The organism is Streptomyces sp. NPDC020681, from assembly GCF_044334895.1.
In the GTDB taxonomy this organism is placed as follows: Bacteria; Actinomycetota; Actinomycetes; order Streptomycetales; family Streptomycetaceae; genus Streptomyces.
Genome location: NZ_JBIRTX010000007.1, coordinates 266,321 through 291,854, shown reverse-complemented (window position 1 = coordinate 291,854; position 25,534 = coordinate 266,321). Strand labels below are relative to the sequence as shown.

The following is a 25,534-nucleotide window of genomic DNA, read 5'->3' as shown; positions in this document are numbered from 1 at the left end:
TCAACTTCCCATGCCCGAGCTGGTGTTCTTCAGCGGAACGATGGATTGCGGGAAGTCGACCCTGGCTCTCCAGATCGAGCACAACCGCTCGACCCGCGGCCTGCAGGGCATGATCTTCACCCGGGACGACCGTGCGGGCGAGGGCAAGCTCTCCTCCCGGCTCGGCCTGGTCACCGATGCCGTCGAGGCCGCGGAGGGCTTCGACTTCTACGCGTATCTCGTCGACAGCCTCTCCCAGGGCGGTCGTTGCGACTATGTCATCGCCGACGAGGCGCAGTTCCTCGCCCCCGAGCAGATCGACCAGCTCGCTCGCGTCGTCGACGACCTCGAACTGGACGTCTTCGCCTTCGGCATCACCACCGACTTCCGCTCCAAGCTCTTTCCCGGCTCGCAGCGGCTGGTGGAACTGGCCGACCGGGTCGAGGTGCTTCAGGTCGAGGCGCTGTGCTGGTGCGGGGCGCGCGCCACGCACAACGCCCGTACGGTCGGCGGCGTGATGGTCGTCGAAGGCGCACAGGTGGTGGTCGGCGATGTGGGCGCGGGCGACGAGGTCGGCTACGAGGTGCTGTGCCGGCGTCACCACCGTCGGCGGATGACCGCCGCGTCTGCCCGCGCGGCGGCCCTCTCACCGGACGTGCTGCCCGTCGAGGTCACCGATCGGGCGAACGGCCGGCCGACCGTACGATCGTGAACACCGCGCCCTCCGGGTCCGCGACCGTCGCCAGCCGCCCCGCGGCCTCCTGCCTCGGCGGTTCGATCACATGCCCGCCGAGCGTGGCGACCTTCTCCGCGGCCTGATCGGTGTCCTCGACCTCGAAATACGTCATCCAGCGCGTGCCGCGGTGGCGCGGCAGCGCGGTGCCGACGCCGCGCAGGGCGGCCACCGGGCGGTCGTCGAGCAGCAGCGTCACATAGTCCTCGTCGGCGTCCTCGTCGGCGTCCTTGTCGGACGGGGCGGCCGGCTCGGCCTTGTAGCCGAAGACCGCCTGGTAGAACTTGACGACCGACGAAGTCTCCGCGGTCACCAGCTCGTTCCACACCGGCGTGCCGTGTGTGCCGTGGATCGCGATGCCGCTGTGCGCGGCGGCCTGCCAGATGCCGAACACCGCGCCTGTCGGGTCGGTCGCGATGGCCATCCGGCCAGCGTCGCCGGCGTCGAGCGGGCCGACGCCCACCGTGCCGCTGTAACTCCTGATCGTTTCCGCGGTGAGATCCGCGTTGTCGGTCGCCATGTAGGTCGTCCACGCGATCGGCAGATGCCGGTCGGCTGGCAGCCGACCGATGCCCGCGACCTCCTTGCCGTCGATCAAGGCGCGGACGTACGGGCCGAGCTGTTGCGGCCCTGGGGAGAACTCCCAGCCGAACAGCGCGCCGTAGAAAGCCTGGGTCGCGTCAAGGCCATGCACCATCAAGCTCACCCAGCAGGGTGTGCCGGGTGTCTGCCGAGTCGCCTCGGTCATTGTCACTCTCTCCTCGGACCATCGTCGTGGCCGTGCGGGGGGACCGGGTCCGCGCCGTTGTGCGGAACGGTCGCGTGCCCCGACAGATGCTTTCACCACCTGGCGTCCCGTGCGCCCCGGCCGCGCCGCTTTTGGCGGGTTCCCGATGGAGGATGCCCGTTTTGGCGCGGGACATCCGCTTCGACGGCGTTACGGGAGAGGCTCCTGCTGCGCGAGGATGGCTGTCATGAACCCCATCATCACCGCGGCCGATCTTGCGAACGAACTCTCCGGACCCCGCCCGCCGGTCGTGCTGGACGTCCGCTACCAGCTCGGCGGGCCGCACGGCCGGCCCGACTACGAGGCCGGCCACATCCCCGGAGCGGTCTTCGTCGACCTCGACGCGGAACTGGCCGACCTGCCCGGCGACCGCGGCCGCCACCCGCTTCCGGACCTGGCGGCCTTCGGCGCGGCGATGCGCCGCGCCGGAGTCTCGGCCGGGACGCCCGTGGTCGCCTACGACGCGGCGCAGGGCTGGTCCGCCGCCCGCGCGTGGTGGCTGCTGCGGTGGACGGGCCATGCGGACGTACGCGTCCTGGACGGCGGCCTGTCCGCCTGGACGGGTCCTCTGGAGACCAAGATCCCGGACCCGGCGGAGGGCGACTTCAGGCCAACTCCGGGCGCTCTCCCGCTGCTCGACGCGGACGCCGCGGCGGACCTGGCCCGTACGGGCCTGCTCCTGGACGCCCGCGCGGCCGAGCGCTACCGCGGTGAGGTCGAGCCGATTGACGCGGTGGCGGGCCACATCCCCGGCGCGGTCTCGGCCCCGACGACGGAAAACCTCGACGAGAGCGGCCGATTCCTCCCGCCGGAGAGCCTGACGTCCCGCTTCCGCGCCCTGGGAGCCACGGACACGGCCCAGGAGGTCGGCGTCTACTGCGGATCCGGCGTCTCGGCGGCCCAACAGGCCCTGGCTCTGGAGATCGCGGGCTTCACCCCGGCGCTCTATGCCGGCTCCTGGTCCGAGTGGTCCCGCGACCCCGAGCGCCCGGTGGCAACAGGCCCCGAACGGGGCTGAGTCGGTCCGCCCGCGGCCGAGGCGCCGACCTCCCGCCCGAGCGGGTTGGGCGGCGGCTTGAGCGTGAGCGCCGCGCCGGCGCAACGCCCGCACCAGCAAGGCCCGGCACGCTCAGCGTGCCGGGCCCTGTCGTCCTGCGAAGCGGCTAGTCCTGCTTCTTGCGGCGCGTGCCGAAGACGATTTCGTCCCAGCTCGGGACCGCCGCGCGGCGGCCCGGACGGACGCCGTCGGCCTCCGCCTGGCGGTCCGTCGTGCCGGTCAGACGGTCGCGGTGGCCCGCAACCGACCGCGGCATCAGCACATCCGCGTACGCCGATCCCGCACCCGCCGACGCCGCAGGAGCAACCGGCTCCTCCGCCTCGGGTTCCTGCACGGGCTCCGCGGCCGGCGGCTCCGGCGGGGCCGGGCGTTCCGGCACCACCATGTCGCCGCGGAAGCTCGGCACCGCCTCCAGCAGACTCGTCAGCGAGTCCCGCTCACTCGTCCCGTTCCCGTTCCCGTCCGCGGGCGCCGGCTCCGCCGGGCGCTCAAGTGCCCGGTCCAGCGGCCGGTCCCGCGGCAGCCGTGCGATGCGCGGCACGAACGGAAAGCTCGGCTCCGCGGCCGCGATCGTGTCGTCCGTCTCGCCGATCAGCGCGCGCGCCTCGTCGTCGACGGCCTGGACCAGCCGCCGCGGCGGGTCGTAGGTCCAGCTCGCCGAGTGCGGTTCGCCCGCCACCCGGTAGACGAGCAGCACCTCCCACGTGCCGTCGTCACGGCGCCAGGAGTCCCACTGCACGGTGTCCTTCTCCGCGCCGCGCAGTGTCAGCCTCTCCTGCACCGCCTCGCCGAGCTGCGGCCCCGTGTTCTCACCGGGCCTGCGTACGGGAGTCTTTCGGGCCCGCTCCGCCATGAAGGCCCGCTCCGCGAGCACCGGACCCTCGAAGCGCCGCACCCGGTCGACCGGAATTCCGGCGAGCTGTGCGACCTCTTCGGCGGAGGCTCCTGCGCGTATACGTGCCTGGATGTCCCGGGGGCGGAGATGGCTCTCCACCTCGATCTCGATCTGGCCGAGGCGGGCGCGGTCATTGCGCACGGCAGCGCGCAGCCGCTCGTCAATCGGAAGGGTGTACTCCGTGCTGTCCGCAGCTTTGAGCACCAGTCGTGTGCCGTCGTTGGAGACGGCCACGACACGCAGTTCGGGCATGGGGACCTCCCGGGTGGTGCCTGCCGACGTCACGTGCGTCGCTGCTTCCGCTAGTCGAGTGTGGCCTGCCCGGGTGCAGCCTGCCACAACCTTGCCGAGTTGCCCGGCGTGTCGGGCACAGGCCCTGGATCGCCGTTATGGCACGGTTACCTATTTGCCACTCAGTGTGACGAGTTGGTCACTCTGAGTGCAGGCATCCGTGCGGTACCGCGACGCCGCCGGATCGAGCGCCGCTTTCGGCCCCCTACCTGGGGTCCGAACGCCCGAGAGGGAGGCCGGGCCCAGGGCTCGCCACAGTACTCCATTCGGGCGTTCGGGGTGGACCGCCGCGCCGCCGAACTTCTCGCTGCGTACGGGAGTTGGGCGCGGGGACATGGTGACAGGCGTCTTGATTCACAGAATCTTCGCAAAGGGAATTATTCGCTTCGCTCATTCGCCCCTCTGTTACAGGAGTGACAGAAGGGCAAGTAGCGACCGCGAATGCTCAGTCGCCCAGCACCCGCCGCAGGTAGTCGTTGCCGAACAGCCGTTCCGGGTCCAACCGGTCGCGCAGCGCGGTGAATTCGCCGAACCGCGGATACGCCTCGGCGAAGTACTCCGCGTCCCGCGTGTGCACCTTGCCCCAGTGCGGCCGGCCGCCGTGCGCCGTCATGATCCGCTCCACCGCGGTGAAGTACGACTGATACGGCGTGCCGCGGTACAGATGCACCGCGATATAGGCGCTCTCCCGGCCCGACGCAGTGGACAGTGTGATGTCGTCGGCCGGCGCCGTCCGCACCTCCACCGGGAAGCCGACCCGCAGCGGCGAACGTTCGATCATCGCCTTCACCTCCCGCAGCGCCCCGACCACGGCCTCCCGCGGCAGCGCGTACTCCATCTCCACGAACCGCACGCGGCGCGGAGAAGTGAAGACTTTGTACGGGATGTCGGTGTAAGTACGGGCGGAGAGCGCGCGGCTGGAGATCTTGGCGATCGTCGGGATGGTCGCCGGGACCGCCCGGCCCAGCGAACTGACCACCTGGAACAGGCCGTTGGAGAGGAGCTCGTCCTCGATCCAGCCGCTGATCGCTCCCGGCGGCGCGGCCGGTCCGGCGCTGCGGTTGTTGCGCTTGGTGTTGCAGTTGCCGGTGTGCGGGAACCAGTAGAACTCGAAGTGCTCGTTCTCCGCGTGCAGGGCGTCGAACTCGGCCGTGACTCTGTCGAAGGCCATCGGCTCCTCGCGGGCCGTCAGAAAGAAGATCGGCTCCACGGCGAAGGTGATCGCGGTGACAACGCCGAGCGCGCCGAGCCCGATCCTGGCCGCCGCGAAGACCTCGGGATTCTCCTTCTCCGAACAGGTCAGCAGCGAGCCGTCGGCGGTGACCAGCTCAAGTTCCCTGATCTGAGCGGCAATCGAGGCCGAGTCGCGGCCGGTGCCGTGCGTGCCGGTGCTGGTAGCGCCGGCGACCGTCTGCTCCATGATGTCGCCCATGTTCGTGAGCGACAGTCCTTCTCGGGCGAGCGCCGCGTTCAGCCGCTTCAGCGGAGTGCCCGACTCGACGGTCACCGTCATCGCCGTACGGTCGATCCGCCGGATTCCGGTGAGCAGTTCGGGACGTATCAGCAGTCCGTCGGTGGCGGCGATGGCGGTGAAGGAGTGACCGGCGCCGGCCGTCTTCACCCTGAGGCCGGCCTCTGCCGCCTGCCGTACCGCGTCGGCCACCTCTTCGGCGGAGGCCGGCGAGACCTCCCGGGCCGGACGGGCGGTGACGTTCCCCGCCCAGTTACGCCACGTGCGCGTCGTGCTCGTCGTGCTGATGGTGCTCATCGGCCCGCTGCCCCTCCCGCGTCGGCACCGGCCTGCTCAGCCGGCGGTACCCCAGGAACGCCACTCCGGCCGCGACCGCACCCGCAACAGCGGGCACCACATACCCCGCGTCCGCCCCGGACGCGTCGACGACCCAGCCGGCGGCCGAGGAGCCCAGCGCCACGCCGACCGCGAGCCCGGTGCTGGTCCAGGTCATGCCCTCGGTCAGTTTGGTGCGCGGTACGTGCGCTTCGACGAGGGCCATCGTGGTCACCATCGTGGGTGCGATGGACAGGCCCGCGACAAAGAGCGCCACGGCAAGGAACGGCAGGTTCCCGGCCAGTTGGAGGGGGATCATACTCACGGCCATCGCACACACTCCCACCAGCCACCTTCGTCCGGCCGGACCCTTGAGATGCAGCAGCCCGAAGACCAGTCCGGCCAGGCAGGAGCCGAGCGCGTACACCGCGAGTACCAGGCTCGCCGCGGCCTTGTGGCCCTGCTCCTCGGCGAAGGCCACGGTGACCACGTCCACCGCGCCGAAGATCGCGCCGGTCGCCACAAAGGTGACCACCAGGACCTGCAGGCCCGGGGAGCGCAGCGCGGAGCCGCCGCTGTGGGATTCGCGGGGATGCGGCACCGGCTCGGTCGCCCGCTGAGCGGTCAGCCAGAAGACGCCGATCAGCAGGAACGCGGCGGCGAGCAGCGGGCCCGCCTCCGGGAACCAGGCGGTGGAGAGACCGATCGAGACGATCGGGCCGAAGATGAAGCACACCTCGTCGACGATCGACTCCCACGAGTACGCGGTGTGCAGCTCGCGCGGCGAACCGCGGTAGATCTCGGCCCAGCGGGCGCGGATCATCGAGCCCACGCTCGGCACGCACCCGGCGGCCGCGGAGAAGACGAACAGCGTCCAGTCCGGAGCGCCTTGCTGCGCGCAGATCAGCAGGCCCGCGACCGCGGCGACCGCGGCGAGCGTGGCCGGCCGCAGCACCTTGGCCTGGCCGTGCCGGTCGATCAGCCGGGAGATCTGCGGACCCATCACCGCGGCCGACATCGCCAGCGTCGCGCAGAGCGCGCCCGCCAGCCCATAACGCCCCGTGAGCTGGGAAATCATCGTGACGATGCCGATGCCCATCATCGACAGTGGCAGTCGGCCGAAGAACCCTGCGGCGGAGAACCCCTTGGTGCCGGGGGCGGCGAAGATGGCGCGGTAGGGACTGGGCAAGGAGCGCTCCGGTAAGGCGTATCAGTGGCGTTGACAGGTTACGTCCGGGCACCCGCCGCGCGCACCGCGGTTTTCCGGCTGTCTGCGGCTGGTGGCAGGATCGTTGCCATGTCAGATCAGCGTGACCCAGTGCCTTACGACGCCCTGCTGCTGCTCTCCTTCGGCGGCCCCGAGGGCCCCGACGACGTCGTCCCGTTCCTGGAGAACGTGACGCGCGGCCGCGGCATCCCCAAGGAGCGGCTCAAGGAGGTGGGGCAGCACTACTTCCTGTTCGGCGGCGTGAGCCCCATCAACGACCAGAACCGCGCGCTGCTGGACGCTCTGCGCAAGGACTTCGCGGAGAGCGGCATGGATCTCCCGGTCCACTGGGGCAACCGGAACTGGGCGCCGTATCTGACCGACACCCTGCGCGAGATGGTCCAGGAGGGCCACCGGCGCATCGCCGTCCTCGCCACCAGCGCGTACGCCTCGTACTCGGGCTGCCGGCAGTACCGCGAGAACCTCGCGGACGCGCTGGCCACGCTCGAGGCGGAAGGCCTCCAACCGCCCCGCGTCGACAAACTCCGGCACTACTTCAACCATCCCGGCTTCGTCCGCCCCATGATCGACGGCGTCCTGAAGTCCCTCGGCGACCTTTCCGACGACGTGCGCGCCGGAGCGCATCTCGCCTTCACCACCCACTCCATCCCGACGGCGGCGGCCGACGCCTCGGGCCCGGTGGAGGGCCACGGTGACGGCGGCGCGTATGTGCGCGAGCACCTGGACGTCGCCCGGCTGATCGCCGACGCCGTACGGGACGAGACGGGCGTCGAGCACCCCTGGCAGCTCGTCTACCAGTCGCGCAGCGGCGCACCGCACATCCCGTGGCTGGAGCCGGACATCTGCGACCACCTGGAGGAGCTGCACGCCTCCGGCGCCCCGGCGGTCGTGATGGTCCCGATCGGCTTCGTCTCGGACCACATGGAGGTGCTGTACGACCTCGACACCGAGGCCACGGCCAAGGCCGCCGAAATCGGCCTGCCGGTGCGCCGCTCGGCGACCGTCGGGGACGACCCGCGGTTCGCCGCCGCCGTGCGCGACCTGCTGCTGGAGCGCGTGGCGGCAGAGCGGGAGCTGCCCGTCGAGCGCTGCGCGCTGGGCTCTCTCGGCCCCTCGCACGACCTCTGTCCGGTCGGCTGCTGTCCGGCCCGGGCGCCCAAGCCCGCGGCCGCCGGCGCCGACAGTCCGTACGCGTAAGGAATCGCTGTGACCGAGCCTCTCCTGTCCGAACTGCTCGACCTCGCGCTGGAGGCCGCCCGCCGGGCGGGAGAGCTGCTGCGCGACGGACGCCCCGACGATCTGGGCGTCGCGGCCACCAAGTCCAGCCCCATCGACGTCGTCACCGAGATGGACATCGCGGCCGAGAAGCTGATCACCGGCTTCCTGACCGAGCGCCGCCCGGACGACGGCTTCCTCGGTGAGGAAGGCGCGTCCGTCGCGGGCACGAGCGGCGTCCGCTGGGTCATCGACCCGCTCGACGGCACCGTGAACTACCTCTACGGCCTGCCGACCTGGGCGGTCTCCATCGCCGCCGAACGGGACGGTGAGACGGTCGTGGGCGTCGTGGAGACCCCGATGCGCCGCGAGACCTGCCGGGCGGTGCTGGGCGGCGGCGCGTATCTGAACGACAAGCCCGTCCGGTGCCGGCCCGCGCCGGAGCTGGACCAGGCCCTGGTCTCCACCGGCTTCAACTATGTGACGTCCGTCCGCGCCCACCAGGCCGACGTGGCCCAGCGGCTGATTCCGCGCCTGCGCGACATCCGCCGCAGCGGCTCGGCGGCCGTGGACCTCTGCGACGTCGCCGCGGGCCGCCTGGACGGCTTCTACGAGCGCGGGCTCAACGCCTGGGACTACGGAGCGGGTGACCTGATCGCGCGTGAGGCGGGGGCGCTGGTGGGAGGCCGGCCCGGTGAGCGTCCTTCGTACGAACTGACGGTGGCGGCGAGCCCGGGCGTCTTCGAGCCGCTGCAGTCGCTCCTGGAGGAGCTCGGGGCGTGGCACGACTAGAGGCAGCTGCCGCACATGACCTGCTGCGCATGAGCTGTACATGACCTGCTGCACATGAAAGGACCCCGGCGCCGTCCCGCGGCGTCGGGGTCCTTCCATGTCCGGGAAGGTGCCGGAAGTGCGGCGCTATACGGCGCCGACCTCCACACCATGCTCGGCGGCGAGGCGATGCAGGTCGTCCAGCTCTGCCTGCTCGACATCCGCCAGGAAGTCGTCGCCCGTTTCACGAGCGTGCGTGAGGTCGGTCTCCGCGGCCTTTATGCGCTGCAGCAGTCCTGCGGTGAATGCGTCCATGTGCGCCCCCTCGTCGTGGGTCGGTGGCACGGGGGTGTGCCTGGGGTCTTCTTCCCCTGCCGCAGCAGGGGACGGGTGATCAACCCTGGAACAGGTCGTGGTGTGCCACATACAGGGCGTGATCGCGGGTGTGAAGTCGTCCTCCCCAGCCCTTCCCTCAGAGAAACCTCAACTCCGCCGAGAATCCCGTTATTTCCCGGCCGCCCAGGTCGGGCGTTTGCGGGCCGCTTCGCCTTACCGCCGGTTTACGCGCGTAACGGGCAGGATGTATACGCACAGCCAGTGCACACACCTGCCCTGATCATGGCTTCATGGCCGACGGGCCCAGAGGAAGGAACGCGACGTGCGCGTACTCGTCGTCGAGGACGAGCAGCTGCTCGCCGATGCGGTGGCCACCGGACTGCGCCGGGAGGCCATGGCCGTCGACGTCGTGTACGACGGCGCGGCCGCGCTGGAACGCATCGGCGTCAACGACTACGACGTCGTCGTCCTGGACCGCGACCTCCCGCTCGTCCACGGCGACGACGTCTGCCGGAAGATCGTCGAGCTGGGCATGCCGACCCGGGTGCTGATGCTGACCGCGTCCGGGGACGTCAGCGACCGTGTGGAGGGCCTGGAGCTCGGCGCCGACGACTATCTGCCGAAGCCGTTCGCCTTCACCGAGCTCACCGCCCGGGTACGTGCGCTCGGCCGGCGTACGACGGTGCCGCTGCCGCCCGTGCTGGAGCGCGCCGGGATCAAGCTCGACCCCAACCGTCGCGAGGTTCACCGCGATGGCAAGGAGATCCAGCTCGCGCCCAAGGAGTTCGCCGTCCTGGAGGTCCTGATGCGCAGCGAGGGCGCGGTCGTCTCGGCCGAGCAGCTGCTGGAGAAGGCCTGGGACGAGAACACCGACCCGTTCACCAATGTCGTGCGCGTGACCGTGATGACCCTGCGCCGCAAGCTCGGCGAGCCCCCGGTGATCGTCACCGTGCCCGGCTCCGGCTACCGGATCTGACCCGGTGACCGCCGCCCCGGCGCCACCCGCGGCGCCTCCGAAACCGACCTGGGACCCCAGGGACCCGGTCCGTCCCCTGCTCCGTCCGACGATCCGGATACGCCTGACGCTGCTGTACGGCGGCATGTTCCTGATCGCCGGCATCCTGCTGCTGTCGATCATCTATCTGCTCACCGCGCAGGCGCTGCAGGTCAGAGTCAGTGATCTGCCATTCGAGATCCAGTCCGGCCAGGTGGCGGCCACCACCGACTGGTGCGTGCTTCCCCGGCAGGGAACCGGGGAGCAGTTCAACCGCGCCATGGTGGCCTGTCTGCAGCACCAGCGCGAGATGGCGCTGGACGATCTGCTCCGCCGCTCGCTCTTCGCACTCCTCGGGCTGAGCATCATTGCCTTCGCCTTCGGCTACGCCATGGCCGGGCGGGTGCTCTCGCCGCTCGGCCGGATCACCCGCACCGCCCGCCAGGTGGCCGGCTCGGACCTGTCCCGGCGCATCGAGCTGGACGGCCCGGACGACGAGCTCAAGGAACTCGCCGACACCTTCGACGAGATGCTGGACCGCCTGGAGCGCGCCTTCTCCGCGCAGCAGCGGTTCGTCGCGAACGCCTCGCACGAGCTGCGTACCCCGCTCGCGATCAACCGCACGCTGCTGGAGGTCCATCTCTCCGACCCGGGAGCGCCGGTCGAGCTCCAGCAGCTCGGCAAGACCCTGCTGGCCACCAACGAGCGCAGTGAGCAGCTGGTCGAGGGCCTGCTGCTGCTCGCCCGCAGTGACAACGAGATCGTCGACCGCAAGCCGGTGGACCTGGCCGAGGTCGCGTCCCGCGCCGTCGACCAGACACGGGCCGAGGCCGAGGCGAAGGGCGTGGAGATCCGCGGCGAGCGCGCACCCGCCGTCGTACAGGGCAACGGCGTCCTGCTGGAGCGGATCGCGCTGAACCTGGTGCAGAACGCCGTGCGCTACAACGTCCCGGACGGCTGGGTCGAGGTCACGACGGAGACCGAGCAGGGCCAGGGGGTGCTGGTGGTCTCGAACACGGGACCAGTGGTTCCCGCGTACGAGATCGACAACCTCTTCGAGCCGTTCAGACGGCTGCGGCAGGAGCGCACGGGCAGCGACAAGGGCGTCGGCCTGGGCCTTTCGATCGCCCGCTCGGTTGCCAGGGCCCACGGAGGCCGTATCATCGCGGAGCCTCGCGAGGGCGGAGGCCTCGTGATGCGTGTCACCCTTCCTGTCTGAGATGCTGATCGGCATCGCGCGCTTTGTTCGCTTTACGCGGAATTACCGGGACCCGTGCCCGAGTAGGGCGTGTGGAATCGATCACATGGGCGAATTTCAGGCCATCTACTCTCCGTGATCAAGAACCTTGCCAAAAAACCGGGAAAAGTCCTGGTTTCCGGGGGTCGAGATCACGGGAAGTACACGGGGTGGCGCTTGTGAAGTGCGACGTTCGGACCGTGTACGGTCCCCATCGCCAGCCAACTCGATCACTCTCGAGGGATCCGGTTGGGTGTCGATTGAGTAACAGACCTTGATGTGAGGCAAAATCTCCGCCTCGGGTCGGGCACAAGTCCGGCCTCTCACGCGTTACGTGCGCTGGAGACACCGCAACCACCCAGAGGGGGAGAGCGACATGGCAACGGATTACGACACCCCACGCAAGACCGATGACGACGTCGATTCCGACAGCCTTGAAGAACTGAAGGCCCGGCGGAACGACAAGTCCACCTCGACCGTCGATGTCGACGAGTTCGAGGCCGCCGAGGGCATGGAGCTGCCTGGCGCGGACCTGTCCAATGAGGAGCTGGCCGTCCGGGTGCTGCCCAAGCAGGCGGACGAGTTCACCTGCATGAGCTGCTTCCTCGTCCACCACCGCAGCCAGCTGGCTCGTGAGAAGAACGGCCAGCCGATCTGCCGCGACTGCGACTGAGGACAGGTCGGCCGTGGCAGGCGAGACACCGTCCAGGAAGCGGCGTTTCCGGCGTCTGAAACCGCCGGAGACGCACCGGGGCGGTACGGGAGCGGCAGAAGGCGCCACGGCCTCTGCCGAGCACTCGGCCGCCCTCCTGCCCCACGGCGCAGGAGCCGACGACGAGCGGGGCCACCCGGCCTCGCTCGAAGCTCTCGAGGCCCGCTCGGCACTCGAAGCCCTTGAGGCGGCGGACCGGGCCGAGCCCTCGGTCAGGGCCCGGCGTCTCGAGGCAGTGCGCCGGGGCATCCGTAAGAGCGGCGCGAGCGCCAAGGCGGTGCTCGGCTACATCGCCGACCGGATCATCGAGAACGCGCCGCGCGTCCCGGTGCGCGATCTCGCGACCCTGCGCAGGCAGTTTCCCGGCCTGGGCCCCGAGGAGCTGGCCGACAAGCTGGTGGCGGGCGCTTCCAACGCCACCTCCACCGTGGGCGCGGGCATCGGCGCCGCGGTGATGATGCCCGTACCGCCGGCGATGCCGGCCGCGCTGGCGACGGAGATCGTCAGCGTCGCCGTGATCGAGCTGAAGCTCGTCGCCGAGCTTCACGAGGTCTACGGGATGCGACCGCCCGGCTCGCTCAAGGAACGCAGCAGCGCGTATCTGATGGCCTGGACGGAGGAGCGCGGAATCGACATCACCAAACCGGCGAGCATCAACGCCGCGCTCGGCGGGCAGGTCAATCGCGAGCTGCGCCAGCAGATCATGAAGCGCACGGTGCGCAATCTGCCGAACCTGATGCCGTTCCTGGTCGGCGCGGCCGTCGGCGCCGTGATGAACCGGCGGGACACCAGAAAGCTCGCGGACCGGGTCCGTAAGGACATGCGGCGTCGCCAGGTCCCCTGGGACGCGCTGCCATCACTCCCGCCGCTGGAGCAGCCCCAGAAGCCGCTGGACACCGGTCAGGGGCCGCAGGAGCTGGGTCACTGAACCTCAGGCCGCCAGTGCCGCGGCCAGCGCCTTCGGATTGCGCGTCGACAGATAGAGATACGGCGTCGGGTCCTCGGGGTCCGTGACCTCGACCCGCAGCGCCGTAGGGACATAGCTGCGCAGCAGCATGAAGGCCCGCGCGTCGGCCTTGTACGAGCGCCAGGCCCGCGCTTCCTCCGCGTCCAGGACCTCCACCGGGCCGAGCGCGCTGAGCGGGATCCGGGCGTCGCCCGCGACCAGCGAACCGGCCACCACGCGGATGCGGACCGAGCCGTAGGCGCTCACCAGGACCGCGGCCAGCGCCGTCGCGCCGATCAGACCGCCCAGCATCGGCAGCGTGCCGAGCGGCAGCGTGATCAGACCGCCCGAGAAGCCCACGAGTGCGGTGATGAGCCACCACGAACGGGGTGCGGTCAGACGTTCTTCGTAGCGCGGGGCGGAAGGCTGCATGTGCCCAAGCTTGGCACGGTGCGGCCAGGTGGCGGCCGCGCGGGTAAGGTCTGCGCCTGTGAGCAATGCGAAATCCCAGGGGGAGGCCCCCGGACCGTCGCGCCGGGCCGCGACCATGATCCCTCCGGCCAACGCCATACCGCCGGTACGGCACCCCGAAGCCCCCGCCCCCGGCGAACTCCTCGGGGCGCACTACGAGCACTGCTTCGGCTGCGGCGAAGGCCAGCCCCACGGACTGCACCTGCAGGCGCGGGCCGGCGAAGGCGTGAGCGTCAGTGCCGAGTTCACCGTGAAGTCCGCCCACCAGGGCGCGCCGGGACTCGCGCACGGCGGCGTGCTGGCCACGGCCCTGGACGAGACGCTCGGCTCACTGAACTGGCTGCTGCGGAAGATCGCGGTCACCGGCCGGCTCGAGTCCGAATTCGTACGGCCGGTGCCCGTCGACACCGTGCTGCATCTGCAGGCCGAGGTGACCGCGGTCGCCGGACGCAAGATCTACTCCAGCGCCGTGGGCCGGATCGGCGGCCCCGACGGACCCGTCGCCGTCCGCGCCGACGCGCTCTTCATCGAGGTCAAGGTCGACCACTTCATCGACAACGGCCGCCCCGAGGAGATCCGGGCAGCCATGGCCGACCCCGACCAGGTCCGGCGCGCACGTGCTTTCGAGGTGAACCCCTGATGCGTAACCCTGTCGATGTGCTGATCCGCCGGGTGGACCCCGAGGTGCCGCTCCCGGCGTACGCACACCCCGGCGACGCCGGCGCCGATCTGGTGACCTGTGAGGCCGTCGAACTCGCGCCCGGCGAGCGTGCCGTGCTGCCCACCGGGGTGTCCATCGCGCTCCCGGACGGATACGCGGCCTTCGTGCACCCGCGCTCCGGTCTCGCCGCCCGCTGCGGAGTAGCCCTCGTGAATGCCCCGGGGACGGTGGATGCCGGGTACCGTGGGGAGATCAAGGTGATCGTGGTCAATCTCGACCCGCGTGAGAGCGTGCGGTTCGACCGCTTCGACCGGATTGCCCAACTGATCGTCCAGCAGGTCGAGAAGGTGCGCTTCCACGAGGTGGCGGAGCTTCCCGGCTCGGCACGGGCCGAGGGGGGCTTCGGGTCCACCGGCGGTCATGCCGCTGTGGATGGCTCAACGGGTGGGAATCGATACGCTTCGGCCGTATCCGACCGGGAAGGACAGTGACGTGTTCGGACGTCGCAAGAAGAGTGGTTCCGCGGGGGACGCGGACGCAACGGGCGAGGCCGAGCAGGTCGTCGACGAGCGCGACACGTCGTACGCCGACGACGACGCCGAGGAGGGCGAGACCCGCAGGGCGAACCTTCCGCCGGCTCCCCGGCCCGACGGCCCATGGGACGTCTCCGAGGTGTCCAAGCCCGGCGAGGGCCGGGTCGATCTGGGCGGTCTTTTTGTGCCCGGAGTCGAAGGCATGGAGCTGCGCGTCGAGGTAGCGGGTGACGCGATCGTCGCCGCGACCGTGGTGCTGCGCGACAGCGCCGTACAGCTGCAGGCGTTCGCAGCGCCGAAGAAGGAAGGCATCTGGGGCGAGGTCCGCGAGGAGATCGCCTCGGGGATCACGCAGCAGGGCGGCATCATCGACGAGGTCGAGGGCCCGCTCGGCTGGGAGCTGCGGGCCCAGGTGCCCGTGCAGCTGCCGGACGGCACCGGCGGCGTCCAGCTGGTGCGCTTCGTCGGCGTCGACGGGCCGCGCTGGTTCCTGCGCGGAGTGATCTCCGGTCAGGGCGCGGTGCAGCCGGAGGCCGCCGGGCTTCTGGAGACGATCTTCCGGGACACCGTCGTCGTACGCGGCGAGGGACCGATGGCGCCGCGCGACCCGATCGTCCTCAAGCTGCCCGAGGACGCGCAGATGGTGCCCGAGGGCGTCCAGCAGGAGGAGCAGGAAGGCTCCCGCTTCTCCGGTGGCATGGGACAGCTGCAACGCGGCCCCGAGATCACCGAGGTGCGCTGACGCGTCCGCTTCACCGCCTTTCAGGTGGGCCGCACTCCCGCAGCGGGAGTGCGGCCCACCTGCCGTTTCACGCGTCAGAATCGCGTCAAATACGCAGCTGATGCCCACCCTGCGCCCGATTTGCCCGAATCTCTGGCCGTAAGGTCGACGCAGGGTAAGAGCTGTTCCTGAAAGACAATGGGGCCATGGGACGCGGCAGGCTAAGGATCTATCTCGGTGCGGCGCCGGGCGTCGGCAAGACGTACGCCATGCTGTCCGAGGCGCATCGGCGCCTGGAGCGTGGCACCGACTGCGTCGTGGGCTTCGTGGAGCACCACGGGCGGCCGCGTACCGAAGTGATGCTGCACGGCCTGGAGCAGATCAAGCGGCGCGAGATCGAGTACCGGGACACCGTCTTCACCGAGATGGACGTGGACGCCGTCCTGGAGCGCAAGCCCGCCGTCGCTCTGGTGGACGAGCTCGCGCACACCAATGTGCCCGGCTCACGCAACGCCAAGCGCTGGCAGGACGTCGAGGAACTGCTGACCGCCGGGATCGACGTCATAACGACCGTCAACATCCAGCACCTCGAGTCCCTCGGTGATGTCGTCGAGTCGATCACCGGCGTACGGCAGCGCGAGACGGTCCCGGACGAGATGGTCCGGCGGGCCGACCAGCTCGAACTTGTCGACATGTCGCCGCAAGCGCTTCGGCGGCGGATGGCCCACGGCAACATCTACAAGCCGGACAAGGTCGACGCGGCCCTCTCCAACTACTTCCGCCCGGGAAACCTCACCGCACTGCGCGAGCTCGCGCTCCTGTGGGTCGCCGACCGGGTGGACGAATACCTTCAGCAGTACCGCGGCGAGCACAACATCCAGTCCACCTGGCGGGCCCGTGAGCGCATCGTCGTCGGCCTCACCGGCGGACCCGAGGGCCGTACGCTGATCCGCCGCGCGGCCCGGATGGCGGCCAAGGGCTCCGGCAGCGAGATCCTCGCCGTCTACATCGCCCGCAGCGACGGACTGACCTCCGCGTCGCCCAAGGAACTCGCCGTCCAGCGGACCCTGGTCGAAGACCTCGGCGGCACCTTCCACCATGTCATCGGCGACGACGTACCGGCCTCACTGCTGGAGTTCGCCCGTGGCGTCAACGCCACCCAGATCGTCCTCGGCTCCAGCCGCCGCAAGGCCTGGCAGTACATCTACGGCCCCGGCGTCGGCTCCACCGTCGCCCGTGACTCCGGACCCGACCTCGACGTGCACATCGTCACGCACGAGGAGGTCGCCAAGGGCCGCGGACTGCCGGTCGCACGCGGCGCGCGGCTCGGCCGCTCCAGGATCATTGCGGGCTGGCTGGTCGGCATCGCAGGCCCCGCCCTGCTGACGCTGCTGATCTCCCGGCTCGACGACTCACTGGGCCTGGCCAACGACGTACTGCTCTTCCTCTTCCTGACCGTCGTGTCCGCCCTGCTCGGCGGACTGCTTCCGGCACTGGCCTCCGCGGCCGTCGGCTCGCTGCTGCTGAACTACTACTTCACGCCTCCCACCCACACGCTGACGATCGCCGACCCGAAGAACATCGTCGCCATCGTCGTCTTCTTCGCGGTGGCCGTCGCGGTGGCGTCGGTGGTCGACCTGGCGGCCCGGCGTACGCATCAGGCGGCCCGGCTGCGTGCCGAGTCGGAGATCCTGTCCTTCCTGGCCGGCAGCGTGCTGCGCGGCGAGACGACGCTGGACGCCCTGCTCGAACGGGTCCGCGAGACCTTCGGTATGGAATCCGTGGCCCTCCTGGAACGGGCCGGCGACGTCGACCCGTGGACCTGCGCGGGCAGCGTCGGGCCGAACTCCGTCGTACGTCCCGAGGACGCGGACGTCGACATGCCCGTCGGTGACCACATGGCGCTCGCGCTCTCCGGCCGGGTACTGCCCGCCGAAGACCGGCGGGTGCTGTCCGCGTTCGCCGCGCAGGCCGCCGTCGTACTGGACCGGCAGCGGCTGGTCGGCCAGGCGGAGGAGGCCCGCAGACAGGCTGAGGGCAACCGGATACGCACTTCGCTGCTTGCGGCCGTCAGCCACGATCTGCGCACCCCGCTGGCCGCCATCAAGGCCTCGGTCTCCTCGCTGCGCTCCGACGACGTCGCCTGGTCCGACGACGACGAGGCCGAACTCCTCGAAAGCATCGAGGAGGGCGCAGACCGGCTCGACCACCTCGTGGGCAACCTCCTCGACATGTCCCGGCTCCAGACCGGCACTGTCACCCCGCTGATCCGCGAGACCGACCTCGACGAGGTGGTGCCGATGGCGCTCGTCGCGGTGCCCGAGGACAGCGTCGAGCTGGACATCCCGGAGACGCTGCCGATGGTGGCCGTCGACCGCGGACTTCTGGAGCGGGCCGTCGCCAACATCGTCGAGAACGCCGTCAAGTACAGCCCCGACGCCACACCCGTCACAGTGGGCGCGAGCGCGCTCGGCGACCGCGTCGAGGTGCGGGTCGCCGACCGCGGCCCCGGCGTCCCGGATGACGAGAAGGACCGGATTTTCGAGCCGTTCCAGCGTTACGGTGACGCTCCACGAGGTGCCGGAGTGGGCCTCGGACTCGCCGTCGCCCGCGGCTTCGTCGAGGCCATGGGCGGCTCCATCACGGCCGAGGACACACCGGGCGGCGGTCTCACCATGGTCCTCACCCTCAAGGCGGCGCCCGGGTTCGCACCGGCAAGCCCCGATCTTTCCGCCCAGGTCACGTCATGACCGGCCGGACAGCAGCAGAGACGACAGTGCAGAAAGGCAGGCCATCAATGACCCGGGTGCTCGTGGTCGACGACGAGCCGCAGATCGTACGCGCCCTCGTGATCAACCTGAAGGCGCGCAAGTACGAGGTGGACGCGGCTCCCGACGGTGCGACCGCGCTCCAGCTGGCCGCGGCACGCCACCCTGATGTCGTCGTTCTCGACCTCGGTCTGCCGGACATGGACGGTGTCGAGGTGATCAAGGGCCTGCGCGGCTGGACCCGCGTCCCGATCCTGGTCCTCTCCGCCCGCCAGACCTCCGACGAGAAGGTCGAGGCGCTGGACGCCGGCGCCGACGACTATGTCACCAAGCCCTTCGGCATGGACGAGCTGCTGGCCCGGCTGCGTGCCGCGGTCCGCCGCGCGGAGCCGGTCGGCGGCGGTGACGACGACCTGGTGATCGTCGAGACGGACGGCTTCACCGTCGATCTCGCGGCGAAGAAGGTCAACCGCGACGGCCGCGACGTCCGGCTGACCCCCACCGAGTGGCATCTGCTGGAAGTCCTCGTACGCAACACCGGCCGGCTGGTCAGCCAGAAGCAGCTGCTGCAGGAGGTCTGGGGCCCGTCGTACGGCACCGAGACCAACTATCTGCGGGTCTACATGGCGCAGCTGCGGCGCAAGCTGGAGGCCGACCCCTCGCACCCCAGACACTTTGTCACCGAGCCGGGCATGGGCTACCGCTTCGAGCGTTCCTGAGCCGCGAGGAGCGCCACGCACCGACCTCCGTTGCTGTGGGCGTGGCCGGTACGCTTTCTGTATGAGTGCTGCACCCCGTTCCGGGAAAGCTGACAAGGCGCCGAAGCCGGCCGGCCGCTTCCGCCGCATGCTCGACCGGCTGTCGACCTCCCAGCAGGACCTCGAGTCCGAGGAGCTGCAGGAGGACGCGGAGGCGTCCGGGTGCACGCGCATCGCCGAGTGCAACGACCGCCAGATAGTCCGGGTGACTGGTACCTTGCGCACGGTCACCCTGCGTCCGCGGGCCGGGGTGCCCGCGCTGGAGGCGGAGCTTTTCGACGGCACGGCCCCGCTGGACGTCGTCTGGCTGGGCCGCCGGTCCATCGTGGGCATCGAACCGGGCCGCAGGCTCATAGCCTCGGGCCGGATCTCCGTCGACCACGGCCGCCGGGTGCTGTTCAACCCCAAATACGAACTCCGACCACTCGGACAGGAGTAGCCGGTGACGTCTCTCGACAAGCCGACCCCCACGCAGACAACACCGCACGACCAGCAGAAGCAGGACAGCGACGCCAAGGCAGTCACGGAGGCGGCGCTGTTCGAGGCCTTCGGCGGCATGCGCGGCATGGTGGAGACGGTCCTGCCCGGGCTGCTGTTCGTCACCATCTTCACGATCAACAAGAACCTGCACGTCTCGGCCATCGCGGCGCTGGCGGTCTCGCTGCTCCTGGTGGCCGTACGGCTGATCCGCAAGGACACGGTGAAGCACGCCTTCAGCGGCGTCTTCGGAGTGGCCTTCGGTGTGATCTTCGCGATGATGACGGGCAATGCCAAGGACTTCTATCTGCCCGGCATGCTCTACACGCTCGGCCTGGCGCTCGCGTACATCATCACGACCATCGCAGGCGTGCCGCTGATCGGCCTGATCCTCGGCCCGGTCTTCAAGGAGAACCTCTCCTGGCGGACCCGTAACCCGGGCCGGAAGAAGGCGTACGCGAAGGCAAGCTGGGCCTGGGGCCTGATCCTGCTGGCCAAGTGCGCGATCCTGTTCCCGCTCTACTGGTGGGCGGACACGGAACAGCTGGGCTGGGTGCTGGTCGCGCTCAAGATCCCGCCGTTCCTGCTCGCGGTGTATCTGACCTGGGTCTTCCTGGCCAAGGCGCCCGCGCCGATCGATGTCTTCGCCGAGATGGAGGCGGAGGAGCGGGCCGAGAAGGAGCGCAAGTCCGCGACGGCGACGCCGCAGCGCGAGGCCTGAGGCCTGTCCGACCACGTGGGGCCCGGGACCGATTCGGTCCCGGGCCCCACGTCGTGCATACGGTTGCCTCAGTCGGAGGTGTCCCCGCGGCGCACCGAGAGCAGGTCCTCCAGCTGCTCCTCACGCGCCTGCGCCGCGACGAACAGCAGCTCGTCGCCGGCCTCCAGCGTCTCCTCCGTGCTCGGCGTCAGGACCCGCGAGCCGCGGATGATCGTGACCAGCGAGGTGTCCTCCGGCCACGCCACATCGCCGACCTGCGTGCCCGCGAGCGCGGACTCCGGCGGCAGCGTCAGCTCGACCAGGTTCGCGTCGCCGTGGCTGAAGCGGAGCAGCCGTACGAGATCGCCGACGCTCACCGCCTCCTCCACCAGCGCCGACATCAGACGCGGCGTGGAGACCGCGACGTCGACGCCCCAGGACTCGTTGAAGAGCCATTCGTTCTTGGGGTTGTTGACCCGGGCCACCACCCTCGGCACCCCGTACTCGGTCTTCGCGAGCAGCGAGACGACCAGGTTGACCTTGTCGTCGCCGGTCGCCGCGATCACCACGTTGCACCGCTGGAGCGCCGCCTCGTCGAGCGAGGTGATCTCGCACGCGTCGGCCAGCAGCCACTCCGCCTGCGGCACCCGCTCGACCGAGATCGCCGTGGGCGCCTTGTCGACCAGGAGCACCTCGTGCCCGTTCTCCAGCAGTTCGCCCGCGATGGAACGGCCCACCGCGCCGGCGCCGGCAATAGCGACCCGCATCAGTGACCGCCCTCCTCAGGGCCCTCGGAGAAGGCCGCCTCGACCTTCTCGATCTCGTCCGTACGCATCATCACGTGGACCAGATCGCCCTCCTGCAGCACGGTCTGCGACGTCGGCAGCACCGCTTCCCCCAGCCGGGTGAGGAAGCCGACGCGTACGCCGGTCTCCTCCTGAAGCTTGCTGACCTTGTGGCCGATCCACGACGACGAGATGTGCACCTCGGCGAGCTGCACACCGCCGCTCGGGTCACGCCACAGCGGCTCCGCGCCGGACGGCAGCAGCCGCCGCAGCATCTGGTCGGCCGTCCAGCGGACCGTGGCGACGGTCGGGATGCCGAGCCGCTGGTAGACCTCGGCGCGCCGGGGGTCGTAGATCCGGGCCGCGACGTTCTCGATGCCGAACATCTCGCGCGCGACCCGCGCGGCGATGATGTTCGAGTTGTCGCCGCTGCTGACCGCGGCGAAGGCCCCGGCCTCCTCGATCCCCGCTTCACGCAGCGTGTCCTGGTCGAAGCCGACTCCGGTGACGCGACGGCCGCCGAACCCGGAGCCCAAGCGGCGGAAGGCCGTGGGGTCCTGGTCGACCACGGCGACCGTGTGCCCCCGCTGCTCCAGGGTCTGCGCGAGAGCGGCTCCCACTCGCCCGCATCCCATGATGACGATGTGCACGCCCGTCCTTCCGGCTGTCAATTGTTTTTCAGTGGTCTTGGCTCAGGGTTAACAGGGTCTCAGACCGTGGCCAAAGCTACACACGCGCGGTCCGCAGAGGCAGTCCCCCTGCGTACGGAGCATGTGACTCCGCCGTGGGACGGGGGTGGGGGTGGGACGCGTTCATACGCAACGCTTACGATCCTGTGCGTGTCCAAACTGACCGACGTGCCCAAACGGATCCTCATCGGCAGGGCGCTGCGCAGCGACCGATTGGGAGAAACGCTCCTCCCGAAGCGCATCGCGCTCCCCGTCTTCGCCTCCGACCCGCTGTCCTCGGTGGCGTACGCGCCAGGTGAAGTCCTGCTGGTTCTCTCCATCGCGGGTGTGTCGGCCTACAGCTTCAGCCCGTGGATCGCGGCGGCGGTCGTGGTGCTGATGTTCACGGTGGTCGCCTCGTACCGGCAGAACGTGCACGCCTATCCGAGCGGCGGCGGCGACTACGAGGTCGCCAACACCAACCTCGGCCCCAGGGCGGGCCTCACCGTCGCCAGCGCGCTGCTCGTCGACTATGTCCTGACGGTGGCCGTTTCCATCTCCTCCGGAGTGGAGAACCTCGGCTCCGCGGTCCCGTTCGTCGTCGAGAACAAGGTCCTCTGCGCGGTCGTGATCATCGTCCTGCTGACGCTGATGAATCTGCGCGGTGTGAAGGAGTCGGGCAAGCTCTTCGCGATCCCGACGTATGTCTTCGTCGCCGGCGTGTTCGTCATGATCGCGTGGGGCGCGTTCCAGGGGTTCGTACTCGACGAGACCATGAAGGCCCCGACCGCGGACTTCGAGATCAAGGCCGAGCACGAAGGCCTCGCGGGCTTCGCCTTGATCTTCCTGATGCTGCGCGCCTTCTCCTCCGGCTGTGCCGCGCTCACCGGCGTCGAGGCGATCAGCAACGGCGTCCCCGCCTTCCGCAAGCCGAAGAGCAAGAACGCCGCGACCACCCTGCTGCTCATGGGCGGCCTGGCCGTCACCATGTTCTGCGGCATCATCGGCCTGGCCATGGCCACCGACGTGAAGATGGCCGAGCAACCCGCGCACGACCTGCTGCGCAACGGCGTGCCGGTCGGCGGCGACTACGTCCAGAACCCGGTGATCTCGCAGGTCGCGGCCGCCGTCTTCGGCGACGGGACGTTCTTCTTCGTGCTCATCGCCGCGGCCACCGCGCTGGTCCTGTTCCTGGCCGCCAACACCGCGTACAACGGCTTCCCGCTGCTCGGCTCGATCCTCGCGCAGGACCGCTATCTGCCGCGCCAGCTGCACACCCGCGGCGACCGGCTCGCCTTCTCCAACGGCATCGTGCTGCTGGCCGGCGCGGCCATTTTGCTGGTCTGGCTCTACGGGGCCGACTCGACCAAGCTGATCCAGCTCTACATCGTCGGTGTCTTCGTCTCCTTCACGCTCAGCCAGACCGGCATGGTGCGGCACTGGAACCGCCATCTGAAGACCGAGAGGGACCCGGCCAAGCGCCGCCACATGATCCGCTCGCGGGCCATCAACACCTTCGGAGCCTTCTTCACCGGCCTGGTGCTGGTGGTCGTGCTGGCCACCAAGTTCACGCACGGCGCCTGGGTGGCGCTGCTGGGCATGGTGATCTTCTACGGAACGATGAGCGCGATCCGCAAGCACTACGACCGGGTCTCGGACGAGCTCGCGGCGTCGGACGAGCCCAGCGACGACAGCGTGCGGCCGTCCCGGGTGCACGCCATCGTGTTGGTCTCCAAGATCCACAAGCCCACGCTGCGCGCGCTCGCGTACGCCAAGCTGATGCGGGTCGACAAGCTCGAGGCGGTGAGCATCAGCGTGGACACGGCCGAGACCAAGGCGCTGCGGGCGGAGTGGGAGCGGCGCGGGATCAATGTGCCGCTGAAGATCCTCGACTCGCCCTACCGCGAGATCACCCGGCCGATCATCGAGTATGTGAAGGGGCTGCGGCGCGACAGCCCGCGCGACGTGGTCAGCGTCGTCATTCCCGAGTACGTGGTCGGCCACTGGTACGAGCATCTGCTGCACAACCAGAGCGCGCTGCGGCTCAAGGGGCGGCTGCTGTTCACGCCCGGCGTGATGGTGACGTCGGTGCCGTACCAGCTGGAGTCCTCGGAGGCGGCGAAGCAGCGCGCCCGCAAGCGGCAGGATTGGAACGCGCCGGGTTCGGTACGCCGCGGTCCGGTGGACGAGCGGCCGAAGGAACCGACCACCAAGCGTCCGAGCAGCGGGACCTGAGGGTCCGCGCACGCACGTAGACTGGGGGGCTGTCGTCCGCACTCGGACGGCGGCCCCCTCTCTCATCCCTGGAGTCACCCCGCCATGCAGAACGCATCAGAGTCTTCGCTGGTCGGGGAGGAGTACGAGGTCGAGGTCGGTCCGGTGGCCCACGGCGGCCACTGCATCGCCCGCACCGAGGAGGGGCGGGTGCTGTTCGTACGGCACACGCTGCCCGGCGAGAAGGTCGTCGCCCGTGTCACCGAGGGCGAGGCGGACTCCCGCTTCCTGCGCGCCGACGCGGTAAGGATCATCGACCCGTCCAAGGACCGCATCGAGGCGCCCTGCCCCTACTCCGGCCCCGGGAACTGCGGCGGCTGCGACTGGCAGCACGCCAAGCCGGGAGCCCAGCGCCGGCTCAAGGGCGAGGTGATCGCCGAGCAGCTGCAGCGGCTCGCCGGTCTCACGCCGGAGGACGTCGGCTGGGACGGCACGGTCATGCCGGCGCCGGGCGACAAGCTGCCGCAGGGCGAGGTGCCGGCCTGGCGCACGCGGGTGCAGTACGCGATCGACACGGAGGGCCGCGCGGGGCTTCGCAAGCACCGCTCGCACGACGTCCAGCCGATCGACCACTGCATGATCGCCGCGCCGGGGGTCACCGAACTCGGCATCGAGAACCAGGACTGGTCGCAGATGGCCACGGTCGAGGCGATCGCCGCCACGGGATCGAGCGACCGCCAGGTGGTCCTCACCCCGCGCCCGGGCGGCCGGCTTCCGCTGGTCGAACTGGACAAGCCGGTCTCGGTGTTGCGCGTCGAAGAACGTGACGGCGCGGTGCACCGGGTGCACGGCCGGGACTTCGTACGGGAGCGGGCCGACGAGCGCACGTACCGCGTCGGCATGGGCGGCTTCTGGCAGGTGCATCCGCAGGCGGCCGACGTCCTGATGAAGGCCGTGATGCAGGGCCTGCTGCCGCGCAAGGGCGACATGGCGCTCGATCTGTACTGCGGCGTGGGCCTGTTCGCGGGCGCGATCGCGGACCGGGTCGGCGACCAGGGCGCGGTGCTCGGCATCGAGTCGGGCAAGCGCGCGGTGGAGGACGCCCGGCACAACCTCGCGTCCTTCGACCGCGTACGCATCGAGCACGGCAAGGTCGAGTCCGTCCTGCCGCGCACCGGCATCACCGAGGTCGACCTGATCGTCCTCGACCCGCCGCGCGCGGGTGCGGGAAGGCAGACGGTGAAGCACCTGTCGGGGCTCGGCGCGCGGCGGATCGCGTACGTGGCCTGCGACCCGGCGGCGCTGGCGCGGGACATTGCGTACTTCGGCGAGAACGGGTACCGGGTGCGGACGCTGCGGGCGTTCGACCTGTTTCCGATGACGCATCACGTCGAGTGCGTCGCGATCCTTGAGCCCGCCGAAAAGGGCCGCTGACCTGCGGGTTCGGTAGGTGTGCGTTATGTGCGCTACGTGCGTTACGGGCGATATCTCGACGCATGTTCGACGCACGTGACGCACGCTTGACGTACATTCTGGCGGGGCGTCACTCGGCTGATCGCGCAGGTCGCGTGGGGCGGGAGATGCAGTTCCTGAGGTCTGCCCGATTCCCGAACACCGCTGAGAAGCGGCGGACGGCCCGGCCGGCGCACCACGAAGGCATGGACGACGCCCACCTGATCTGTGCCGCAGTCTGCCGGACATTGATGCCGTTCAGAAAGACCTCCGCAAGTCCGGTCGTTCGCGCGTGTACGACCGGCCCCGCGGTCCGCTGCGGATGATGCCGTCCACGCCGACGTGAGAGTCGGCAGCGA

At 69.9% G+C, this 25,534-nt stretch carries 25 protein-coding genes; 17 read left to right on the top strand and 8 right to left on the bottom strand.

From position 1 onward, the window contains the following. Nucleotides 1–10 precede the first annotated feature (10 nt). Nucleotides 11–691: a thymidine kinase gene (locus tag ACH4YL_RS19600; protein ID WP_398508625.1), complete on the top strand. Its 681-nt coding sequence runs from the start codon at nt 11–13 to the stop codon at nt 689–691. Here ACH4YL_RS19600 and ACH4YL_RS19595 read toward each other — a convergent pair. Continuing rightward, the gene (locus ACH4YL_RS19595) at nt 651–1,460 is read right to left on the bottom strand and encodes a VOC family protein (RefSeq protein ID WP_398508624.1); all 810 of its coding nucleotides are present in this window, start codon (nt 1,458–1,460) and stop codon (nt 651–653) included. The two genes, ACH4YL_RS19600 and ACH4YL_RS19595, sit on opposite strands and share 41 nt — an antisense overlap. Nucleotides 1,461–1,686: 226 nt before the next feature. On the opposite strand from ACH4YL_RS19595, the gene ACH4YL_RS19590 reads away from it, so the two are divergent. After that, a complete protein-coding gene (locus ACH4YL_RS19590) occupies nt 1,687–2,517 on the top strand; it encodes a sulfurtransferase (RefSeq protein ID WP_398508623.1) in 831 nt (276 codons plus the stop codon). A gap of 145 nt (nt 2,518–2,662) precedes the next feature. Here ACH4YL_RS19590 and sepH read toward each other — a convergent pair whose 3' ends face one another. From sepH to ACH4YL_RS19575, 3 genes are all read right to left on the bottom strand, one after another. After that, nucleotides 2,663–3,703: a septation protein SepH gene (sepH, locus tag ACH4YL_RS19585; protein WP_398508622.1), complete on the bottom strand. Its 1,041-nt coding sequence runs from the start codon at nt 3,701–3,703 to the stop codon at nt 2,663–2,665. Nucleotides 3,704–4,187: 484 nt separating this feature from the next. Next, entirely contained in the window at nt 4,188–5,510 is a 1,323-nt protein-coding gene (locus ACH4YL_RS19580; RefSeq protein ID WP_398508621.1) for a D-arabinono-1,4-lactone oxidase, read from the bottom strand. Continuing rightward, nucleotides 5,467–6,717: an MFS transporter gene (locus tag ACH4YL_RS19575; protein ID WP_398508620.1), complete on the bottom strand. Its 1,251-nt coding sequence runs from the start codon at nt 6,715–6,717 to the stop codon at nt 5,467–5,469. The genes ACH4YL_RS19580 and ACH4YL_RS19575 overlap by 44 nt, the downstream gene beginning before the upstream one ends. Before the next feature lie 108 nt (nt 6,718–6,825). Here ACH4YL_RS19575 and ACH4YL_RS19570 point away from each other — a divergent pair, with 108 nt between their 5' ends. Continuing rightward, nucleotides 6,826–7,953: a ferrochelatase gene (locus ACH4YL_RS19570; RefSeq protein ID WP_398508619.1), complete on the top strand. Its 1,128-nt coding sequence runs from the start codon at nt 6,826–6,828 to the stop codon at nt 7,951–7,953. A 9-nt stretch (nt 7,954–7,962) separates the two neighbouring features. Then, nucleotides 7,963–8,763 (top strand): inositol monophosphatase family protein, encoded by an 801-nt coding sequence (locus ACH4YL_RS19565; protein WP_398508618.1) that lies wholly within the window; start codon nt 7,963–7,965, stop codon nt 8,761–8,763. A 126-nt stretch (nt 8,764–8,889) separates the two neighbouring features. Here ACH4YL_RS19565 and ACH4YL_RS19560 read toward each other — a convergent pair whose 3' ends face one another. After that, entirely contained in the window at nt 8,890–9,057 is a 168-nt protein-coding gene (locus ACH4YL_RS19560) for a hypothetical protein (RefSeq protein ID WP_398508617.1), read from the bottom strand. A gap of 343 nt (nt 9,058–9,400) precedes the next feature. Here ACH4YL_RS19560 and ACH4YL_RS19555 point away from each other — a divergent pair, with 343 nt between their 5' ends. From ACH4YL_RS19555 to ACH4YL_RS19540, 4 genes are all read left to right on the top strand, one after another. Beyond that, nucleotides 9,401–10,054 (top strand): response regulator transcription factor, encoded by a 654-nt coding sequence (locus ACH4YL_RS19555; RefSeq protein ID WP_398508616.1) that lies wholly within the window; start codon nt 9,401–9,403, stop codon nt 10,052–10,054. A 4-nt stretch (nt 10,055–10,058) separates the two neighbouring features. Next, entirely contained in the window at nt 10,059–11,291 is a 1,233-nt protein-coding gene (locus ACH4YL_RS19550; RefSeq protein ID WP_398508615.1) for a sensor histidine kinase, read from the top strand. 394 nt (nt 11,292–11,685) lie between these two features. Continuing rightward, nucleotides 11,686–11,982: a DUF4193 domain-containing protein gene (locus ACH4YL_RS19545; protein ID WP_005310959.1), complete on the top strand. Its 297-nt coding sequence runs from the start codon at nt 11,686–11,688 to the stop codon at nt 11,980–11,982. 13 nt (nt 11,983–11,995) lie between these two features. Beyond that, nucleotides 11,996–12,949 (top strand): hypothetical protein, encoded by a 954-nt coding sequence (locus ACH4YL_RS19540; protein ID WP_398508614.1) that lies wholly within the window; start codon nt 11,996–11,998, stop codon nt 12,947–12,949. Nucleotides 12,950–12,952: 3 nt separating this feature from the next. Here the strand turns inward: ACH4YL_RS19540 and ACH4YL_RS19535 are convergent, their stop codons facing one another. Continuing rightward, nucleotides 12,953–13,399, bottom strand: coding sequence for a DUF3093 domain-containing protein (locus tag ACH4YL_RS19535; RefSeq protein ID WP_398508613.1), 447 nt, complete (start codon nt 13,397–13,399; stop codon nt 12,953–12,955). 115 nt (nt 13,400–13,514) lie between these two features. Here ACH4YL_RS19535 and ACH4YL_RS19530 point away from each other — a divergent pair, with 115 nt between their 5' ends. The 7 genes from ACH4YL_RS19530 (at nt 13,515) to ACH4YL_RS19500 (ending at nt 20,077) form a co-directional block, all read left to right on the top strand. Further along, entirely contained in the window at nt 13,515–14,078 is a 564-nt protein-coding gene (locus tag ACH4YL_RS19530; protein ID WP_398508753.1) for a PaaI family thioesterase, read from the top strand. Then, nucleotides 14,078–14,590: a dUTP diphosphatase gene (gene dut / locus ACH4YL_RS19525; protein ID WP_398508612.1), complete on the top strand. Its 513-nt coding sequence runs from the start codon at nt 14,078–14,080 to the stop codon at nt 14,588–14,590. Before ACH4YL_RS19530 ends, dut begins: the two co-directional genes overlap by 1 nt. A gap of 1 nt (nt 14,591) precedes the next feature. Continuing rightward, a complete protein-coding gene (locus ACH4YL_RS19520; RefSeq protein ID WP_398508611.1) occupies nt 14,592–15,374 on the top strand; it encodes a DUF3710 domain-containing protein in 783 nt (260 codons plus the stop codon). 185 nt (nt 15,375–15,559) lie between these two features. Further along, nucleotides 15,560–18,103: an ATP-binding protein gene (locus ACH4YL_RS19515; protein WP_398508610.1), complete on the top strand. Its 2,544-nt coding sequence runs from the start codon at nt 15,560–15,562 to the stop codon at nt 18,101–18,103. 47 nt (nt 18,104–18,150) lie between these two features. Next, a complete protein-coding gene (locus ACH4YL_RS19510) occupies nt 18,151–18,840 on the top strand; it encodes a response regulator (RefSeq protein WP_398508609.1) in 690 nt (229 codons plus the stop codon). A 61-nt stretch (nt 18,841–18,901) separates the two neighbouring features. Next, nucleotides 18,902–19,318 carry an OB-fold nucleic acid binding domain-containing protein gene (locus ACH4YL_RS19505; protein WP_398508608.1) on the top strand — a complete coding sequence of 139 codons (417 nt, stop codon included), beginning with the start codon at nt 18,902–18,904 and terminating at the stop codon, nt 19,316–19,318. 3 nt (nt 19,319–19,321) lie between these two features. Continuing rightward, nucleotides 19,322–20,077: a DUF3159 domain-containing protein gene (locus ACH4YL_RS19500; RefSeq protein ID WP_398508607.1), complete on the top strand. Its 756-nt coding sequence runs from the start codon at nt 19,322–19,324 to the stop codon at nt 20,075–20,077. 68 nt (nt 20,078–20,145) lie between these two features. On the opposite strand, the gene ACH4YL_RS19495 is transcribed toward ACH4YL_RS19500, so the two are convergent. Both ACH4YL_RS19495 and ACH4YL_RS19490 read right to left on the bottom strand, forming a co-directional pair. Continuing rightward, nucleotides 20,146–20,823 (bottom strand): potassium channel family protein, encoded by a 678-nt coding sequence (locus ACH4YL_RS19495; protein WP_398508606.1) that lies wholly within the window; start codon nt 20,821–20,823, stop codon nt 20,146–20,148. Continuing rightward, a complete protein-coding gene (locus ACH4YL_RS19490) occupies nt 20,823–21,491 on the bottom strand; it encodes a potassium channel family protein (RefSeq protein WP_398508605.1) in 669 nt (222 codons plus the stop codon). The genes ACH4YL_RS19495 and ACH4YL_RS19490 overlap by 1 nt, the downstream gene beginning before the upstream one ends. Nucleotides 21,492–21,680: 189 nt before the next feature. On the opposite strand from ACH4YL_RS19490, the gene ACH4YL_RS19485 reads away from it, so the two are divergent. Both ACH4YL_RS19485 and ACH4YL_RS19480 read left to right on the top strand, forming a co-directional pair. Further along, nucleotides 21,681–23,744, top strand: a complete 2,064-nt coding sequence (locus tag ACH4YL_RS19485; protein WP_398508604.1) for an APC family permease — start codon at nt 21,681–21,683, stop codon at nt 23,742–23,744. Between the two features lie 84 nt (nt 23,745–23,828). After that, a complete protein-coding gene (locus ACH4YL_RS19480) occupies nt 23,829–25,157 on the top strand; it encodes a class I SAM-dependent RNA methyltransferase (RefSeq protein WP_398508603.1) in 1,329 nt (442 codons plus the stop codon). The last annotated feature ends 377 nt before the right edge of the window (nt 25,158–25,534 follow it).